This window comes from Sphingomonas sabuli, assembly GCF_014352855.1.
Taxonomy (GTDB): Bacteria; Pseudomonadota; Alphaproteobacteria; order Sphingomonadales; family Sphingomonadaceae; genus Sphingomicrobium; species Sphingomicrobium sabuli.
In genome coordinates this window covers 2,329,335-2,345,823 of the sequence record NZ_CP060697.1, presented here as the reverse complement: position 1 = coordinate 2,345,823, position 16,489 = coordinate 2,329,335, and the positions used below count along the sequence as shown (strand labels likewise).

The following is a 16,489-nucleotide window of genomic DNA, read 5'->3' as shown; positions in this document are numbered from 1 at the left end:
TTTAACCTTGTCCCTTAGGATTTAAACGGCTCAAAACTGCGTCTGGCTCGTTCAGGCGTTAACAAATGGCGATGTTGAAGAAAATTGGCCGGCTCTTCCGGATTGAAACGCGCTTCGAGGCGTGGGTGGTGATCTATGCCATCGCGCTCGGCGCGGTCGAACGGGGCCAGCATTACATGGCCGATTACCCCGGCGCGTCGGGCTACATCCTCGCCCTCGCCTGCACGGGTGTCGTGTTCCTGGCCGGTGCGAAGCTGCTCGATTCGGTCCCGCGCAAGGGCGCGCTGGCGACGGCCGCAGTGGCTAGCGGTAATCCGCCCATAGCTCGCCGGACGCGCTTCGATTCAACGTCACGGCCTTGGTCTCGCAAAGGTTCAGCCGAGACCACACGACCACGCGGCCGTCCGGCAGCGTCGCCTGAAGATCGAACGCACACTCCGGATTATTAAAGTCGACGTTTCCTTGCCCGCCGCTACGCGTCACGGGCACGGGCTTCACCACCAGCGGCAACCACTGGTTCGAGCCGACCGGGCGCACCTGGACGGCGCTGAAGTCGATGTCTGTGTTGTTGACGATCAGGAAGCGGCCCGCCTGGGCCAGCGCGGGCGCGGGCGACAATGCAATCGCGGCCGCCAGCAGAATCGGAAGACGCAGAAACATTCGCCCCTCCTACCACAATCCGTGGATGAGGGGCGAATGGCAGATTTACACTTGCCGGTAGGTTAAGAGGCCTGCTCGATCGTCGGATACACCGGCCATGACCGGCGGGTGACCGTCGCGGTCTGACCCTGGCAGTGCGATTCCGCCAGCGGCAGCGCGGTCGAACAGAAAGCGCATTCGGCGCTGAGGCGACCGATATGCCAGTGGCTGCGGCCGCAACCGGGACAATGATTGACCGCTCCTTCGCGATAGGCGACGTGATAGCCGCGCGCGTTCGGATCGAAATGTCCCCGGCCAAAGGAAGTAGTGTTGAGCACGGGATGTTTCCTTTCAAGACTTTACGCCACAACGAGCACTCACTCGATAGGTTTCCGCGATCATCCATTGTCCGGCCGACTGTGTCATTCGTGCATATGCGGCTGTGCCGGGGCGGGACGCCTGTGGATATTAACCATCTCTTAGGAACTCGGGCGCATCGTCCGTCCCGACCAGAGGGGGGTTCGATGGAGTCAAATCACCGTTATTATCGGCGGCGGGCTGTGGAAGAGCGCTTGGCGGCGCAGCGCGCGATCACCGATACGGCCCGTGCCTGGCACAGCAAACTGGCCGAGGATTTCGCCTCGCGCGCGGAGTTGAGCGCCAGCGTCCTCGCCTAAGCCTCCTCCATTTGCAGGCCGAGCAGGCGGTCGGCCTTCAGGGCGGTAACGCTGGCGATGGTCTGATCCAGCGAGCTCGAAACGAGATAGCGCGGCTGGAACGCGTCGTGCCGATAAGCGGTCGCCACCGCCCGCCCGACCGTAAAGGGCGTCCGCTCCACCCTTTCGTCTTCCAGGCTGAAATGCGCTTCCCCGAAGCTGGATGCGAGCCCGGCGCCAAGGATCTTCAGATCGCCGCCTTCCAGCGCCAGACCGAATTCGACGCTGTGCCAGTACAGGCGGGCGACCCGCTCGCCCTCCCCGCGCGCCACCGCGGCAAGGCCCAGCCGCCCGACATGTTCGACCATGTGCGCGAAATCGTGATTGGCGAGCATCGGAATGTGGCCGAACAGGTCATGGAAGCAGTCGGGCGCTTCGAGATAGTCGATCTGGTCGCGGGTGCGGATGAAATTGCCGACCGGGAACACCCGTTCCGACAGCATGGCGAAGAAGACGTCGTCCGGCACCAGCCCCGGCACGGCGACAGTCCTCCATCCGGTGCGGGGGACGAGGATCGCGTTAAGCTCGCCAAGCTCCGGGATGCCGGGGTGCGACAGGCGCAGCAGGTCGATGCCGTCGAGGAACGGCGCCACCACCCGCGATCCCAGCAGCTGCGACTGGCGCTCGAACAGCAGGTCCCAGACCGCATGGTCCTCGGCCGAGAATGCCTCCCACCCCTGCGGCACGACATAGGATTGCCAGCCCTGCTTCGGCGGGTCGGTCTCGCGATCGTTGGCTTGCAACATGGTCCGGTCCTTCTTCGGCAACAAAAAACCCGCCGAGCGAAGCTGGCGGGTCGAGGTTGGTGGTCTGTGCTTTAGCGCGCGTCAGCCGATCCCAACCTCGTCGGGATAATAATAAGCGGCGGTGGCGAGCATGAGCGTCATTGCGATCCTGTTGTGACAGGTGCCGCCTGAACGCTCAACAACCGATTTTTCGCGAGGGAGTGGAAAATGGCGCGCCCGGAAGGATTCGAACCTCCGGCCCCCAGATTCGTAGTCTGGTGCTCTATCCAGCTGAGCTACGGGCGCTGATGCCGCGACAAGCGAGGCAGCGGGCACATAGGGGGAGCAGCAATATGTGGCAACCCTGCACGGGGCAGATTGCGCCGCGCCGCCGCGCTTCCTAGACACGCTCGCAATGCGCCCGCTGCTCCTTCTCCCCCTCGCCCTTCTGGCCGGATGCGCCAGTCCGGATGGGCCGATCCCCTCGCTGGCGCCGCGCGCCGCCGAATCGATCGATCCGCGCGTTCCGGTCGCCGACCCCGTCGTCGCGGCCGAGGCGGACCCGCAGCTGGTGCAGCGGCTGAATACGCTGGTCGCCCAGGCCGAGGCTGGCGACCGCGGCTTCCAGAGCGCGGCATCCGCGGCACGGTCCGCTGTCGCGTCGGCGGGCGCGGCGCAGGGCGAAGGCTGGGTCGCCGCCCAGCAGGCGCTGTCCCGGGCGGTCGCAGCGCGCGCACCGGTGGCGCTGGCGCTGAGTGAAATCGACTCGCTTGCCGCCGACCGGCTGATCGCCGCGGGCGGTATCGGCGCTGCCAATCTGCGCGCGATCGGGCAGGCGTCCGCGCAGGTCTCGGCGATCGACGAGCGCGAGGTTCAGGCGATCAGCCAGATGCAGGCGGCGCTCCGCCGCTAGCGCGGACCAAGCGCGGCCGTGCGGGCCGCCGGCCATTCCGCGGCGTCGATCCGGTGGATGATGGACGGGTTGAGGTCGCCCGGATCGTCAAAGCGGGGATCGATGAAATCAAGGTCCGGGCGGCGATGCATGCCAAGCCGCCACATCAGTTTCTGGCTGTCGCGGTTGCCCGGGACGGTCAGCGCAACGACGTGGTCAGCGCCCAGCGTATCAAAGGCCAGGTCAAGCGCGGCGATCGCCGCTTCCTTGGCATAGCCCTGCCCCCACGCGTCCTCGCGCAGGCGCCAGCCGACTTCGAATTCGCCATGCATCGCCTCGCCGCCCGGCGAATTGACCCGCTTCAGCCCGCAAAAGCCGAGCAGCGCGGCGTCAGCCTTGCGCTCGACCAGCCACAAGGTGTGGCCATGGTCGCGCTGAATTGCCTGGATGCGCTCGAAGCCCTGACGATGCTGGTCGAGCGGCCAGACGCCGCCGAGCCAGCGCATCACCGCAGGCGTGTTGGTATGGCGGACGAATTCGTCGAGGTCGGCGTCGTCCCAGGTGCGCAGCCGGAGACGCTCCGTCTCCGCGACCACTTCAGCCATTGAGCAGCCGCGCCGCGTCCAGCGCGTGATAGGTCAGAACGCCGGTCGCGCCCGCCCGTTTGAACGCCAGCAACGTTTCCATCATCAGCGCGTCGCGGTCGCCCGCGCCTGCGCGCGCGGCATGTTCGATCATCGCATATTCGCCCGACACCTGGTAAGCGAAGGTCGGCACCTGGAAGGTGTCGCGGACGCGCTGGACCACGTCGAGATAGGGCAGGCCCGGCTTGACCATCACCATGTCCGCACCCTCTGCGATGTCGAGCGCGACTTCGCGCAGCGCCTCGTCCGAATTGGCCGGGTTCATCTGATAGCCGCGCTTGTCGCCCTTCAACCGCCCGCCGCTGCCGACCGCGTCGCGGAACGGGCCATAGAAAGCTGACGCATATTTGGCCGCATAGGCCATGATCGCGGTGTCGCAGTGACCGGCGTCTTCAAGCGCCGCGCGGATCGCGCCGACGCGGCCATCCATCATGTCGGACGGGGCGACGATATCGGCACCGGCCCCGCACTGGACCAGCGCCTGTTCGACCAGCAGCTTGACCGTGTCGTCGTTGACCACGCAGCCGTCGGCATCGACCAGCCCGTCGTGGCCGTGACTGGTGTACGGATCGAGCGCGACGTCGGTCAGGACGCCGATGTCCGGCACCGCGTCCTTGATCGCCTTGACCGCGCTGCAGATGAGATTGTTGGCATTGAGCGCTTCGCGTGCGTCCTCGCTCCGCAATTCGCCCGGCGTGTTTGGAAAAAGGGCGATGCAGGGAATGCCGGCGCTGGCGGCTTCGCGGGCGCGCTCGCCCAGCCGGTTGACCGACCAGCGGCTGACGCCCGGTAGCGCGTCGATCGGTTCTTCGCATCCATCGCCGGAACAGACGAACAGCGGCCAGATGAAATCGCTTGGGTGCAGCCGGTGTTCGGCCAGCATTTCGCGCATCCAGGGTGCACGGCGGCCGCGGCGCATGCGAAGCGACGGATAGGCTGGCTGGGACATGGCGGGCCCTCTAGCGCAAGCGACCGGGGATAGAAACTCGCCGCGGGGGGTTAGGTCGAGGCCATGCCCCAACCCCTTCCCAAACAGGCGATCCTTATCGTCAACGCCATGAGTCGCCGCGGCGCCGACGTTTTCGATGACGCGGTGGCCAAGCTGACGGCCGCGGGCGTCGACCTTATCGATAGTCATGCGGTCAAGAAGCCGGAGGACATGGACCCGATCGTCAAGAAGGCCATCGCCAGCGCGCCGATGGTCATTATCGGCGGCGGCGACGGATCGCTCAGCAGCAACGTCGATCATTTCGTCGGCAAGGGCACGGTCTTCGCCGTGCTACCGCTGGGCACCGCCAACAGCTTCGCCAAGACGCTGGGCATCGGCGACAATCTGGACGCCGCGGTGGATGCCATCGCCAACGGCGTGCGCCGGCGCATCGACCTTGGCATGATCGACGACAATTATTTCGCCAACGCCGCGGCGCTGGGGCTTAGCCCGCTGATCGCCGACACCGTGCCGCACAACCTGAAGAAGTATCTGGGCATGTTCGGTTACATGCTGTGGGCCGCGCGCGTCGCCTTCAAGTTCCGGCCGTTTCGGTTGCGCGTGACCATGGAGGACGGGAGCGTCCACAGCGCATGGGCGACCGAAGCCCGCATCGCCAATGGATCGCACCATGGCGGTGTGCAGCTGGTCGAGGGCGCGGAAATCGACAGTGGTGAAATCGTCATCCAGGCCGTGACCGGCAAGAGCTTATGGGGCTTGAGCTGGAGCTGGTTCACCACCCTCCTCCACATGTCCGCCAAGGACCTGACCACCACCGAATGGAGCGGAAAGAAGATCCTGCTCGAGGCGCGGCCGCGCCAGAAGATCAGCGTCGACGGGGAGATCGAAGCCAAGACCCCGGTCACGGTCCGCGTAGCCGGCGCCTGTATCGAGGTAGCCGCGCCGTCACCCGACTCGGCGGCGGATCAGCCCAGCCGTTCCAGCGCCGCGCGATAGCGTTCCGCGTCGCCAGCCTTTTCGGCATGGTCGGCGCGCGCTTTCTCGACCGCTTCGGGCTTGGCCCGCTCGACGAAATTGGCATTGCCGAGCCGCGCCGCGAGACTGTCGCGTTCTTTCTCCGCAGCCTCCGCGGCCTTCGCCAGCCGCGCCTTTTCCGCCGCAAGGTCGATCACGCCTTCGAGTGGCAGCGCGTAGCTGGTCCCGCCCGCGAGCAGCTGCGCGGCGCCCTTGCCGTCGAACGCCGACAGCTGGATCGAGTCCAGCCGGGCAAGCCGCGACAGCATCGCATGTTGCCGGTCTAACCGGTCGACGACGTCCTGCGGCGGATTGCCAGTGAACAGGTGCAGCTTGGCGGACGGCGGCACATTCAGTTCGGTGCGGGCCGAACGTATCTGGCTTACGAGGTCGATTGCCCAGTCCATCTCGGCCTTCGCCTGCGGGTCGATCGACGCTTCGGGTGCCGGCCACCTGGCAAGAATGAGTTCGTACGGCCTCTCGCCCATCGCCGCCCACAACTCCTCGGTGATGAACGGCATCAGCGGGTGCAGCATGACCAGGATCTGGTCGAACGCCCAGGCGGCGACGCGCTTGGTCTCGTCGTCGAACTGGCCCTTCACCAGCTCCACATACCAGTCGCAGAACGTGCCCCAGGTGAAGTGATAGATGGCGTCGGCCATGTCGTCGAAACGCAGCTCGGTGAACGCGCGGTCGAGCTTGGCCAGCGTGTCGACCACTTCGCCGATGATCCAGCGGTTGACCGGCAATGCCGCGTCCGGCGCGGCAATGCTGTCGGACGCGCCGACCCCGTTCATCTGCAGGAAGCGCGCGGCATTCCACAGCTTGGTGGCAAAGTTGCGATAGCCCTCGACGCGCTTTTCATCGAGCTTGATGTCGCGGCCCTGGCTTTCCATCGCCGCCAGCGTGAAGCGCAGCGCGTCCGCGCCATATTTGTTTATCAGGCCGAGCGGATCGACGACGTTGCCCTTCGACTTGGACATCTTCTGTCCCTTGTCGTCGCGCACCAGTCCGTGGAGGTAAAGCGTCTTCCACGGCGCCTCGCCCATCAGTTCGAAGCCCTGCATCGCCATCCGCGCATCCCAGAAGAACAGGATGTCGAAGCCCGAGATGAGCACGTCGTTGGGATAGTGCCGCTTCAGCTCCTCGGTCTGTTTCGGCCAGCCCAGCGTGGCGAACGGCCACAAGGCGGATGAGAACCACGTGTCCAGCACGTCATCGTCCTGGCGCAGCGGCTTGCCGCCGGCCTGTTCGCGCGCCTGCTCCTCGGTCGCCGCGACGAACACCTCGCCATCGTCGCCGTAGAAAGCGGGAATGCGGTGGCCCCACCACAATTGGCGCGACACGCACCACGGCTGGATATTCTCGAGCCAGTTGTACCAGGTCTTCTTCCACGTTTCCGGAACGACCCGGATCGTCCCGTCGCGCACGGCCGCGATTGCCGGTTCGGCCAGCGTCTTGGCATCCACATACCATTGATCGGTCAGCCACGGTTCGATGACCACGCCGGACCGGTCGCCGAACGGGGTGGCGATCACCCGGTCCTCGACGGAGATCAGCGCGCCCTCGCTTTCAAGCAGTTCGACCACGCGCTTGCGCGCCTCGAACCGCTCGAGGCCAAGCAGCGCCTCGGGCACGAGCCCGTCGGCGGTCTGGACGATGTTGCCCTGCGCATCGAGCATGTTGAGCATGGCGCGGGCTTCGATCCCGGCCCGCTTGCCGACTTCGAAGTCGTTGAAGTCGTGGCCCGGCGTGATCTTGACCGCGCCCGACCCAAGCTCCGGATCGGCGTGTTCGTCGGTGATGATCGGGATCAGGCGTCCGGTAATCGGCAGCCGCACCTGCTTGCCCACTAGCTGGGCGTAGCGTTCGTCGTCCGGATGCACCGCCACCGCCATGTCGGCGAGCATGGTTTCGGGCCGAGTGGTGGCGACCGAGATCGATCCGCTGCCGTCTTCCAGCGGATAGCTGAGGTGCCAGAACTTGCCCTGCTGTTCCTTGGTTTCGACTTCGAGGTCGGAAATGGCGGTCTGGAAGCGCGGGTCCCAGTTCACCAGCCTTTTGTCGCGATAAATCAGGCCGCGCTTGTGCAGCTCGACGAACGTGTGAGTGACCGCCGACCGATAGGCGTCGTCCATCGTGAAGCGCTCGTTCGACCAGTCGCAGCTGGCGCCCAGCCGGCGCAGCTGGCGCGTGATCGCACCGCCGGATTGCGCCTTCCATTCCCAGACGTGCTCTAGGAACGCCTCGCGCCCAATGTCGGCGCGCTTGACGCCCTGGCTGTCGAGGTTGCGTTCGACCACCATCTGCGTGGCGATCCCGGCATGGTCGGTGCCGACCACCCACAAGGCGTCCTTGCCCTGCATCCGCGCGTGGCGTGTCAGGATGTCCTGCAGCGTGTTGTCGAGCGCATGGCCGATGTGCAGCGAACCGGTAACGTTGGGCGGCGGCATGACGATCGTCCACGGCGTCGCATCGCCCCGTTCGGGACGGAACAGGCCGTGCGATTCCCAATGGGCATACCAGCGCGTCTCGATCGCGCCCGGATCGAAGGCTTTGGGCAGTTCGCTCATGCTTTCGCGACTAGCGATGCTGCGGTGCAGCGGCAACCGTCTCGCCTTGCCCAGAACCGATCGAGGCGGCAATCATGGCCGCCATGGGAACGTTCACACGGATCGCCGCCGCTTTCGCCCTGCTGACGGGCTCCGCCGCCGGGGCGCAGGACTCGCCCGGTTTCCTCGACGTCAAGGGCACGCAGATCGTCGACGGCCAGGGCCGGCCGGTCATCCTGCGTGGCATGGGGCTTGGCGGCTGGATGCTGCAGGAAGGCTATATGCTCAAGCTGGGCGAGGTCGGGCCGCAGCACGCCATCCACCGCAAGCTGGCCGAACTGGTCGGGCAGGAAGCGGTCGACGCCTTCCAGCGCGCCTGGCTCGACAATCACATGACCAAGGCGGACCTGGACGCCTATGCCCGCTGGGGGTTCAACAGCGTGCGCCTGCCGATGCACTGGAACCTGTTCCTCGACCCGTCGGCCCCGGCCGGGACGACGCGCTTCAACGAGGACGGGTTCCGAAGGCTAGACGCGTTGCTGCAATGGGCGGCGGCGAACCGCATGTGGGTGATGCTCGACCTCCATGCCGCGCCGGGCGGGCAAGGCACCGATTTGCCGATTTCCGACCGCGACCCGACCAAGCCGTCGCTGTGGGAAAGCGCGGAAAACCAGCGGCTGACGGTGGAATTGTGGCGTGAGATTGCCCGCCGCTACGCCGACAATCCGTGGGTCGGCGCGTACGACCTGGTCAACGAGCCGAACTGGGACTTTGACGGCCAGGGCGGCCACGGTTGCGAAGACAAGAAGAACGGGCCGATCGAAGCGCTGTACAAGCGCATCACCAGCGCCATCCGCACCCACGACAAGCGCCACATCATCGTCATCGAAGGCAATTGCTGGGGCAACAATTACGCCGGGATCACGCCCGATTGGGACCCGAAACTGGTGCTCAGCTTCCACAAATATTGGAATCGCAACACCGACGCCGCCCTCGCCGGCATCCTCAAGCTGCGCAAGGAAACCGGCCGCCCGATCTGGCTGGGCGAAAGCGGCGAGAATTCCAACGGCTGGTATCGCGATGCGATCAGGCTGGCCGAAGGCCACGGCATCGGCTGGGCCTGGTGGCCGCACAAGAAAATGGGCTTCAATCAGCCCCTGGAAATCCGTCCCAACCCGGGGTGGGATGAGATCGTTGCCTGGATGACCGGCAAGGGACCGCGACCGGACCCAGCCGCGGCGCGCACCGCGATGATGCGCGTTGCGACCCACGACATCGCTTTCCCCAATCTGATCCAGCACCGCGACGTGGTCGACGCGATGATCCGCCAGCCGCACGATGACACCACCCTGCCCTTCGCCGATCATCGACTCGGCCCCGCCGGGGTGGCCATCGCCGCGGTCGATTACGACCTTGGCGCGCCGGGTATCGCCTATCGCGACACCGTCGAAGGCAACTACCATGTCGATACCGGTGGCGAGCGCACCCCGTGGAACGACGGCACCACCTATCGCAACGACGGCGTCGACATCGCCCGCGAAGCCGACGGCGCGCCGTTCGTCACCGCTTTCGAGCGCGGCGAATGGCTTCACTACACGGTGGCGGCGGACGGCGCGGGCGTTCGCCCCGGTCGGCTGGTGATCGCCGCCGAATCGCCCGCGACCCTGTGGGTCAGCCTCAACGGCGGCGCGCGGCTCGCCTTTGCCGTACCGGCAGCGCAAGGCTGGAGCGACGTGCCGCTGCCGCCGCTGGCTTTCCAGGACGGCACCAATCGGCTGGTCGTCGGAGTCGCGGCCGGCCGTGTCCGGCTGCAGTCGATCCGGTTGGGCCGCTAGCTCAGCTGCTCCAGCCGTTCGTCGGTCAGCGAACCGGGGATCATCATCACCGGGCAGGCCATGTTGCCGGCATCCTTGCCGGTGAAATGGGCGACCAGCGGGCCGGGGTCGCCGCCCGGCGCGGCGCCCAGCACCAGCGCGGCGATGTCGTCGCGGCCGGCCAGATATTCGTTGACCACTTTCACCGCGTCGCCCTGACGCAGCACGATCGCCGGCTTGATCCCCGCGGCGTCGAAAATCTCGCCAACGGCGCCGGACACGACGCCTTCGATACGCAATTTCTGTTCTTCCTCGATCGCCGCCTGGACCCCGCCCCACTGGACGAAATCCTGCGGCGGGACGACCGCCAGCACCTCGACGCTGCCTTCGGTCTTCGCCGCCCGGCGCGCAGCAAAGCGAAGCGCGACGCGCGCTTCGTCGCTGTCGTCGATCACGACCAGATAAGTGCGCACCTGCGTCCTTCCCCCATTTGCGTTATGAAGCTGCGGTAAAGCGCGGGTCAGCGCAAGCGCCAAGCCGCTCGCCGTCGCGGGCTTGACCCTGCCCGCCGCATTGGCTTTGTGCCGTGGGCCATTCGAAAAGGACTCCAATGCCGATCGAGCTCAAAATGCCTGCGCTGTCGCCGACGATGGAAGAAGGCACGCTCGCCAAGTGGCTGGTCAAGGAGGGCGACACGGTCGCGTCCGGCGACATCCTCGCGGAAATCGAAACCGACAAGGCGACGATGGAGTTCGAGGCGGTCGACGAAGGCACCATCGCCAAGATCCTCGTCGCCGAGGGCACGGACGCGGTTAAGGTCGGCCAGCCGATCGCCATCCTCGCCGGCGAAGGCGAAGACGCCGCCACTGCGGCAAGTGCGGCGCCCGCAGCCGATGCGCCGCCCGCGAAGGACGCGCAGCCCGAGAAGGCGGATACGCAGCCCGCGCCTAAGGCGGCAGAAGCCTCCAAGGCCGCACCGGCCGCGCCAGCGCCCCGCGCCGACGGAGAGCGCATCAAGGCATCGCCGCTGGCGCGCCGGATTGCAGAGGACAAGGGCATCGATCTGGCCGCGCTGAAGGGCAGCGGGCCGGGCGGGCGGATCGTCAGGGCCGACCTCGATTCGGCACCGGCCAAAGGCGAAGCGGCAAAGCCGGCGACCACCGCGGCTGCCCCCGCCGCCGCCGCCGCCGCCGCCACGCCGGTCGAACCGGGCGACATCCCGCACGAAGCGGTCAAGCTGTCGAACATGCGCAAGACGATCGCGCGCCGGTTGACCGAATCGAAGCAGCAGATCCCGCATATCTACCTGACCCTCGACATCCAGCTCGACGCGCTGCTCAAGCTGCGCGGCGAATTGAACAAGGGCCTGGAACCGCGCGGCGTAAAACTGTCGGTCAACGACTTGCTGATCAAGGCGCTGGCGATGGCCCTGATCGAAGTGCCGGAATGCAATGTCAGCTTCGCCGGCGACACGCTGATCAAATACAGCCGCGCCGACATCTCGGTCGCGGTATCGATCCCCGGCGGACTGATCACCCCGATCGTCGCCAATGCCGACGGCAAGAGCGTGTCGGCCATTTCGACCGAGATGAAGGACCTCGCGTCCCGCGCCAAGGACGGCAAGCTGGCGCCCGAGGAATATCAGGGCGGCACCGCCAGCCTGAGCAACATGGGCATGTTCGGAATCAAGCATTTCGAAGCGGTGATCAATCCGCCACAGGCGATGATCATGGCCATCGGCGCGGGCGACAAGCGGCCGTACGTCATCAACGACAGCCTGCAGATCGCGACGATCATGTCGGCCACCGGCAGCTTCGACCACCGCGCCATCGACGGCGCCGACGGCGCCCGCTTGATGAAGGCGTTCAAGCGGCTGATCGAAAATCCGCTGGGGATGCTGGCCTGACGCGAACGCGCGGCCACACAAAATTAACCTGCTGGCGGCCTATTCTGCGGTGCGATACTATCGCCTGGTCGAAATCAGGTCGGGGAGGCCCGCGACATGAAGTGGATTACCGCTCTTATCATCGGCGCGGCATTGGGCGTTGTCCTGCCGACCGCTTACGACGGCCGCACCGGCCAGTGGATGCACAGCTGGGCCGGCGTCGGCACCATTCGCCCGCTGCAAAGCTCGCCCGGCCTGCTGCTGTCCATTCCCCTGTTCCTGGGCGTCGCGGCGCTGACCCGCTGGTTCTTCAACTGGCACGACAGCTGAGGCCGGTATCGCCCGCACGCCGATAATCCGCGTCACGGCAATGCCCGCCGACACCAATCCGTACGGCGGCGTGTTCGGCGGCTGGCTGATGGGGCAGATGGGTCTGGCCTGCGGGTCGTTCGCGTCGCGGCACAGCAACGGCAAGGCGATCCTGGTCGCGGCCGACGCGGTACGCTTTCCCGGCGCGATGGCGGTGGGCGACGAATTGTCCGTCTACGTCGACCTGCTCAGGCAGGGGCGGACGTCGCTGCGGCTGAAGGCCGAGGCGGTCGCCCGCGTGCGCGACGGCGAAGCGGAAAAGGTCGTCGCGGAAGGCGAATTCACGTTCGTCGCGCTCGACGGCGACGGCCAGCCGCGCGCAATCCCGGCTAAGCCCTAATCCTCGACCATATTGGGGTCGCGCAGCCCTTGCGCGATCGACGCGCGGACGCTGTACGCCTGCACGCTGGTCACCGGATAGGCGCAATAATCGGCGGCATAAAAGGCGCTTGGCCGATGGTTGCCCGACAGGCCGACGCCGCCGAAAGGCGCGTTGGACGGGGCGCCGTTGGTCGGCTTGTTCCAGTTGATCACCCCGGCGTGAACATGCGCCCAGAATTGCTCGAACATCTCGGGACTGCCGCCGACCAGGCTCGCGGCCAGTCCGAAGCGTGACTTGTTGGCGGCGGCGATGGCGGCGTCGAAATCCTTGACCCTGACGACCTGCAGCACCGGCCCGAAGATTTCCTCGTCGGGAATGTCGCGGGCATCGGTGACGTCGATCAGCGCGGGGGTCAAATACGGCCGGTCCTCGAACGGGCGGTCGAGCCGGCGGATGGGCTTGCCGCCCTTCATCATCAGCTCCACCCACTGTTCCTGCAGATGGTCGGCGGTGGCATTGTCGATCACCGGGCCCATGAACGGCTGCGGCTCCGCGAACGGTTCGTCGACGATGATCCGGTCGATCATCCGCGCGATCGTATCGATCAGCGGCTTTTCCTGCCCGTCCTCGACGATCAGCTGACGCGCCGCGGTGCAGCGCTGCCCGGCGCTCAGATAGGCCGACTGGACCGCGATCGCTGCGGCGGCGTCAAGGTCCTTGGGGTTCCAGATGACCAGCGGGTTGTTGCCGCCCAGTTCGAGCGCGAGGATCTTCTGCGGCGTTTCGGCGAACTGCCTGTGCAGCGCGGTGCCGGCGCGGGCCGACCCGGTGAACAGCAAGCCGTCGATGCCGGCGTCGCCCGCCAGCGCCTTGCCCTGGTCCGGACCGCCCTGCAGCAACCGGACCACGCCTTCGGGAATGCCGGCCTGGTGAAAGCAACGGACCAGGAATTCGCCGGTCGCCGGGGTTTTTTCCGACGGCTTGAAGACCACGGCATTGCCGGCGATCAGCGCCGGGACGATGTGCCCGTTGGGCAGGTGCGCAGGGAAATTATAGGGGCCGAGAACCGCCAGGACGCCGTGCGGCTTGTGGCGGACGGTGACCTTATTGCTGAGCGCTGCCTCGACCGTCCGCTTGGGCGTGCGTTCGGCATAAGCGGCGATCGAAATCTCGACCTTGTTGATAACCGCGCCGACTTCGGTCTGCGCTTCCCAAAAGGGCTTGCCGGTTTCCCGCGAGATCAGCGCGGCGAAGTCCTTGTCGTGCTTGCGCACCACGTTGGCGAAGCGGCGTAGCGCCTCCATCCGGAAGGACGGCGAATGGGCCGCCCAGTCCGGCAGCGCGGCGCGGGCCGCGGCCACTTCGGCGGCGGCGTCGCCCGGCGTGCCCGACCAGATTTCCTCGCCCGTCGCCGGATTGTTCGAAACAAGGCTGCTGTGCATGGTGGGCGCTCCACCACGCTCGGCAATCCGGGTCAAGCCAAGTCACAGCCGTCTTCGATCAGTGCCTGCCCCATTCGGCGAATCGCGGCCACTTTAGCGTCCAGCGGCGACCAATCGTCACGCTCCGCGATCGCCGCCCAGATCGCCTCGACCTCCTCGATATGCATCGAACACGGCTCAGCATCCGCCCAATAACCGTCAACAGGCGGGCGGGCCCGTCCGTCGAGCTGCGCGGCCAGCTGGCGAAACGGTTCGGCGGGATAGGCCTGCGCTCCCGGATCGCGACCGCCGCGCCAATCGTGGAAGACGCGGTCGATCGTGTGGGTCCGTTCGGCAAGCGCCGCGACCAGCGTCCGGGCCAGTTCTCGGTCCGACGCGTCGCCGCGCGGCGCAACGCCCAGCCGCCACAACAGCGTGCCGACCAGCGCCCGGTCGAAGCGGTCGCCCCAGCTGTCGAGCGTTTCCGACAAGGGCGCGCTTTCGGCCAGCAACGCCAGGCAGCCCGCCAACTGGGCCAGGTCCCAGTGGATTGCCTCCGCCTGCCGGGCGAACGCGTAAAGGCCGTAATGGTCGAAATAGGCCGCGGTGAAATCGGCGTCCCAATAGGGCGTGAAGCGCCATGGACCGTAATCGAAACTCTCGCCCGTGACGTTGATATTGTCGCTGTTGAGGACGCCGTGGACGAAGCCCGCGGCCATGTAGCTGGCGGCCAGTTCGGCGGTGCGCTGCGCCACCAGATCGAACAGGCGCGCGGCATTTTCCGCCGCGTCCGCCGCCGGCGTGTCGCCGTAGAGATGGGAAAGGCAATAGCGGACCAGCCGGTCGAGTGAGCCCGTGTCCTGCGCGAAGGCGTGGCGCTGGAACGTGCCAATGCGGATATGCCCGTGGCTCAATCGCGTCAGCACGGCGGACCGGGTGGGCGACGGTTCGTCGCCGCGTTCCAGCTGTTCGCCGGTTTCAAACAAAGCGAAGGTCCGGGATGTGTCGACGCCCAGCGCCTCGAGCATTTCGGCGGCGAGGATTTCGCGAACCCCGCCTTTCAGTGTCAGCCGTCCGTCGGCGGTGCGGCTGTAGGGCGTCTGTCCCGACCCCTTGGTGCCAAGGTCGAGCAAGCGTCCGTCGCTGTCGCGTAGCTGGGCGAACAGGAACCCGCGCCCATCGCCAAGGTCGGGATTGTACACCCGGAACTGGTGGCCGTGATACCGCAGGGCCAGCGGCTGCGGCAAATTGTCCGGCAAGGCGTCGAAGCGGCAGAAATGCGCTGCCCACGCAGCCTCGTCGAGCTTCAGTCCGACGCCGGCGGCTGCCCGCTCGTTCCGGAAACGCGGGATGCAGCCGGGAAAGCGCGCCGGGTCCACGGGGTCGTAGAACAGGTCGCCCAGTTCGGTGATGCGGACGTTCGGGCGATAATCCATCAGCCGGCGATGCGCCGGATCTTGTCCAGCGCCGGACCGTCCTGTTCGTCGGGCGCGATGGTTGCGACGAACTTGCCGTTGCGGTCGAACAGCAGGACCGTCGCCGTATGGTCGACGCTATAGTCCGCGCCGTCCCCCGGCACCTTGGCCGAATAGATGCCGAAGTCCTTTTTGACCCGGTCGATCTGTGCCGCTGTACCGGTCAGCCCGACGATCGGCGTGTTGAAGGCATCGGCATATGCGCCGACTTCCTTCGGTCCGTCGCGATCCGGATCGACGGTGACGAAGACGATCCGAAAGGCATCGTCACCCTGCCCCAATTCGGTGCGCAGCTTCGCCAGCCGCGCCAGCGTCGTCGGGCAGACATCCGGGCAATGGGTGAAACCGAAGAACAGCGCATAGGGCGTGCCGTTGAGCTGACTGCTGGCGAAGGGCCGGCCCTGCGCATCGACCAGATTGAACGGCGCGCCGAAGCTGGACTGGACGGCGACCTGCGGCGCGTTCGCAACGGGCGGCGCCGGCCGCAACAGGAGGAATGCAAGCCCGGCGAGCGCCAGCGCGACGAGGCCCCACAGGACGAGCCGGAGCTGCTTCACAGCGCATTCCCCGGCCGGACCGCCGCGGTGACGTCGCGCACGCCGGACCTTTCGAACGTCAGGCGCAGCGGCACCGACTGTCCGGTGCTGAGCGGCTGGGCAACGCCAGTGATCATGACGTGGGTTCCGTGCGGCTTCAGATCGACCGTGGCGTTGGCCGGGATGTCGAGGCCGTCGAGGGCGCGCATCCGCATCACGCCGCCGTCCATGGTCGACGCATGCAAGGCAGCATTTCCGGCGGGCGTGGAGACGCCGACCAGCCGGTCCGTCCCGCCGCCCCGGTTGGCGATGGTCAGATAGGCCGCGCCGACCGATTGGCCGGGCAGCGTCGCGCGCACCCAGGCGTCCTGCACGGCGACGTCGGGGGCCGGCGCCTCCCCGCTGCAGGCGGTGAGCAGGACGGCGGCGAGATAAAGGGCAGGTTTCATCACGCGGCCCTGTGGGCCAGCACGCTTGCCGGCGTCAACCGAAGCCGCTGCCCTGACGAGGTCGGCAAGCTGCCGATACGTATTTGG

Annotated in this window: 17 protein-coding genes and 1 tRNA gene; 6 read left to right on the top strand and 12 right to left on the bottom strand. The window is 66.6% G+C overall.

Annotated features, from left to right (window positions below):
• Positions 1–303: 303 nt before the first annotated feature.
• The 4 genes from H8M03_RS11710 to H8M03_RS11695 form a co-directional block, all read right to left on the bottom strand.
• On the bottom strand, positions 304–660 hold the full coding sequence (locus H8M03_RS11710; RefSeq protein ID WP_187479601.1) for a hypothetical protein: 357 nt from the start codon (positions 658–660) through the stop codon (positions 304–306).
• Positions 661–722: 62 nt separating this feature from the next.
• On the bottom strand, positions 723–977 hold the full coding sequence (locus H8M03_RS11705) for a hypothetical protein (RefSeq protein WP_187479600.1): 255 nt from the start codon (positions 975–977) through the stop codon (positions 723–725).
• Positions 978–1,312: 335 nt separating this feature from the next.
• Positions 1,313–2,101, bottom strand: coding sequence for a phenylalanine 4-monooxygenase (locus H8M03_RS11700; protein WP_187479599.1), 789 nt, complete (start codon positions 2,099–2,101; stop codon positions 1,313–1,315).
• Between the two features lie 208 nt (positions 2,102–2,309).
• Positions 2,310–2,386 (bottom strand) — tRNA-Arg (locus H8M03_RS11695).
• A 109-nt stretch (positions 2,387–2,495) separates the two neighbouring features.
• Here H8M03_RS11695 and H8M03_RS11690 point away from each other — a divergent pair.
• Positions 2,496–2,993 (top strand): hypothetical protein, encoded by a 498-nt coding sequence (locus tag H8M03_RS11690; protein ID WP_187479598.1) that lies wholly within the window; start codon positions 2,496–2,498, stop codon positions 2,991–2,993.
• Here H8M03_RS11690 and H8M03_RS11685 read toward each other — a convergent pair.
• A complete protein-coding gene (locus H8M03_RS11685; protein WP_187479597.1) occupies positions 2,990–3,577 on the bottom strand; it encodes a GNAT family N-acetyltransferase in 588 nt (195 codons plus the stop codon). The genes H8M03_RS11690 and H8M03_RS11685 overlap by 4 nt on opposite strands.
• Positions 3,570–4,565 (bottom strand): porphobilinogen synthase, encoded by a 996-nt coding sequence (hemB, locus tag H8M03_RS11680; RefSeq protein WP_187479596.1) that lies wholly within the window; start codon positions 4,563–4,565, stop codon positions 3,570–3,572. Before hemB ends, H8M03_RS11685 begins: the two co-directional genes overlap by 8 nt.
• A 63-nt stretch (positions 4,566–4,628) precedes the next feature.
• On the opposite strand from hemB, the gene H8M03_RS11675 reads away from it, so the two are divergent.
• On the top strand, positions 4,629–5,561 hold the full coding sequence (locus H8M03_RS11675; RefSeq protein ID WP_187479595.1) for a diacylglycerol/lipid kinase family protein: 933 nt from the start codon (positions 4,629–4,631) through the stop codon (positions 5,559–5,561).
• Here the strand turns inward: H8M03_RS11675 and H8M03_RS11670 are convergent.
• Positions 5,531–8,152, bottom strand: a complete 2,622-nt coding sequence (locus H8M03_RS11670) for a valine--tRNA ligase (RefSeq protein ID WP_187479594.1) — start codon at positions 8,150–8,152, stop codon at positions 5,531–5,533. The two genes, H8M03_RS11675 and H8M03_RS11670, sit on opposite strands and share 31 nt — an antisense overlap.
• Positions 8,153–8,226: 74 nt before the next feature.
• On the opposite strand from H8M03_RS11670, the gene H8M03_RS11665 reads away from it, so the two are divergent.
• Complete coding sequence (locus tag H8M03_RS11665) at positions 8,227–9,966, top strand: cellulase family glycosylhydrolase (protein ID WP_222931879.1); 1,740 nt, start codon at positions 8,227–8,229, stop codon at positions 9,964–9,966.
• Here the strand turns inward: H8M03_RS11665 and H8M03_RS11660 are convergent.
• On the bottom strand, positions 9,963–10,418 hold the full coding sequence (locus H8M03_RS11660; protein ID WP_187479593.1) for a universal stress protein: 456 nt from the start codon (positions 10,416–10,418) through the stop codon (positions 9,963–9,965). The genes H8M03_RS11665 and H8M03_RS11660 overlap by 4 nt on opposite strands.
• A 137-nt stretch (positions 10,419–10,555) precedes the next feature.
• On the opposite strand from H8M03_RS11660, the gene H8M03_RS11655 reads away from it, so the two are divergent.
• The 3 genes from H8M03_RS11655 to H8M03_RS11645 all read left to right on the top strand — a co-directional run bounded on the left by H8M03_RS11655 (position 10,556) and on the right by H8M03_RS11645 (position 12,539).
• Positions 10,556–11,851, top strand: a complete 1,296-nt coding sequence (locus H8M03_RS11655) for a pyruvate dehydrogenase complex dihydrolipoamide acetyltransferase (protein WP_187479592.1) — start codon at positions 10,556–10,558, stop codon at positions 11,849–11,851.
• A 96-nt stretch (positions 11,852–11,947) separates the two neighbouring features.
• On the top strand, positions 11,948–12,160 hold the full coding sequence (locus H8M03_RS11650; RefSeq protein WP_187479591.1) for a hypothetical protein: 213 nt from the start codon (positions 11,948–11,950) through the stop codon (positions 12,158–12,160).
• Between the two features lie 40 nt (positions 12,161–12,200).
• On the top strand, positions 12,201–12,539 hold the full coding sequence (locus H8M03_RS11645) for an acyl-CoA thioesterase (RefSeq protein ID WP_187479590.1): 339 nt from the start codon (positions 12,201–12,203) through the stop codon (positions 12,537–12,539).
• Here H8M03_RS11645 and astD read toward each other — a convergent pair.
• From astD to H8M03_RS11625, 4 genes are read right to left on the bottom strand one after another with little or no spacing between them, the layout of a single operon-like run.
• Positions 12,536–13,963, bottom strand: coding sequence for a succinylglutamate-semialdehyde dehydrogenase (gene astD, locus H8M03_RS11640; protein ID WP_187479589.1), 1,428 nt, complete (start codon positions 13,961–13,963; stop codon positions 12,536–12,538). The genes H8M03_RS11645 and astD overlap by 4 nt on opposite strands.
• Positions 13,964–13,995: 32 nt before the next feature.
• Complete coding sequence (locus H8M03_RS11635; protein ID WP_187479588.1) at positions 13,996–15,378, bottom strand: protein adenylyltransferase SelO family protein; 1,383 nt, start codon at positions 15,376–15,378, stop codon at positions 13,996–13,998.
• On the bottom strand, positions 15,378–15,974 hold the full coding sequence (locus H8M03_RS11630) for an SCO family protein (RefSeq protein ID WP_187479587.1): 597 nt from the start codon (positions 15,972–15,974) through the stop codon (positions 15,378–15,380). The genes H8M03_RS11635 and H8M03_RS11630 overlap by 1 nt, the downstream gene beginning before the upstream one ends.
• Positions 15,971–16,402 carry a copper chaperone PCu(A)C gene (locus tag H8M03_RS11625; RefSeq protein WP_187479586.1) on the bottom strand — a complete coding sequence of 144 codons (432 nt, stop codon included), beginning with the start codon at positions 16,400–16,402 and terminating at the stop codon, positions 15,971–15,973. The genes H8M03_RS11630 and H8M03_RS11625 overlap by 4 nt, the downstream gene beginning before the upstream one ends.
• Positions 16,403–16,489 lie beyond the last annotated feature (87 nt).

Coding starts and splice junctions, on each gene's coding strand:
- H8M03_RS11710 (WP_187479601.1), bottom strand. CDS start 660: ATGTTTCTGCGTCTTCCGATTCTGCTGGCGGCCGCGATTGCATTGTCG.
- H8M03_RS11700 (WP_187479599.1), bottom strand. CDS start 2,101: ATGTTGCAAGCCAACGATCGCGAGACCGACCCGCCGAAGCAGGGCTGG.
- H8M03_RS11670 (WP_187479594.1), bottom strand. CDS start 8,152: ATGAGCGAACTGCCCAAAGCCTTCGATCCGGGCGCGATCGAGACGCGC.
- H8M03_RS11690 (WP_187479598.1), top strand. CDS start 2,496: ATGCGCCCGCTGCTCCTTCTCCCCCTCGCCCTTCTGGCCGGATGCGCC.
- H8M03_RS11650 (WP_187479591.1), top strand. CDS start 11,948: ATGAAGTGGATTACCGCTCTTATCATCGGCGCGGCATTGGGCGTTGTC.
- H8M03_RS11685 (WP_187479597.1), bottom strand. CDS start 3,577: ATGGCTGAAGTGGTCGCGGAGACGGAGCGTCTCCGGCTGCGCACCTGG.
- hemB (WP_187479596.1), bottom strand. CDS start 4,565: ATGTCCCAGCCAGCCTATCCGTCGCTTCGCATGCGCCGCGGCCGCCGT.
- H8M03_RS11655 (WP_187479592.1), top strand. CDS start 10,556: ATGCCGATCGAGCTCAAAATGCCTGCGCTGTCGCCGACGATGGAAGAA.
- H8M03_RS11675 (WP_187479595.1), top strand. CDS start 4,629: ATGCCCCAACCCCTTCCCAAACAGGCGATCCTTATCGTCAACGCCATG.
- H8M03_RS11665 (WP_222931879.1), top strand. CDS start 8,227: ATGGCCGCCATGGGAACGTTCACACGGATCGCCGCCGCTTTCGCCCTG.
- H8M03_RS11635 (WP_187479588.1), bottom strand. CDS start 15,378: ATGGATTATCGCCCGAACGTCCGCATCACCGAACTGGGCGACCTGTTC.
- H8M03_RS11645 (WP_187479590.1), top strand. CDS start 12,201: ATGCCCGCCGACACCAATCCGTACGGCGGCGTGTTCGGCGGCTGGCTG.
- H8M03_RS11625 (WP_187479586.1), bottom strand. CDS start 16,402: ATGAAACCTGCCCTTTATCTCGCCGCCGTCCTGCTCACCGCCTGCAGC.
- astD (WP_187479589.1), bottom strand. CDS start 13,963: ATGCACAGCAGCCTTGTTTCGAACAATCCGGCGACGGGCGAGGAAATC.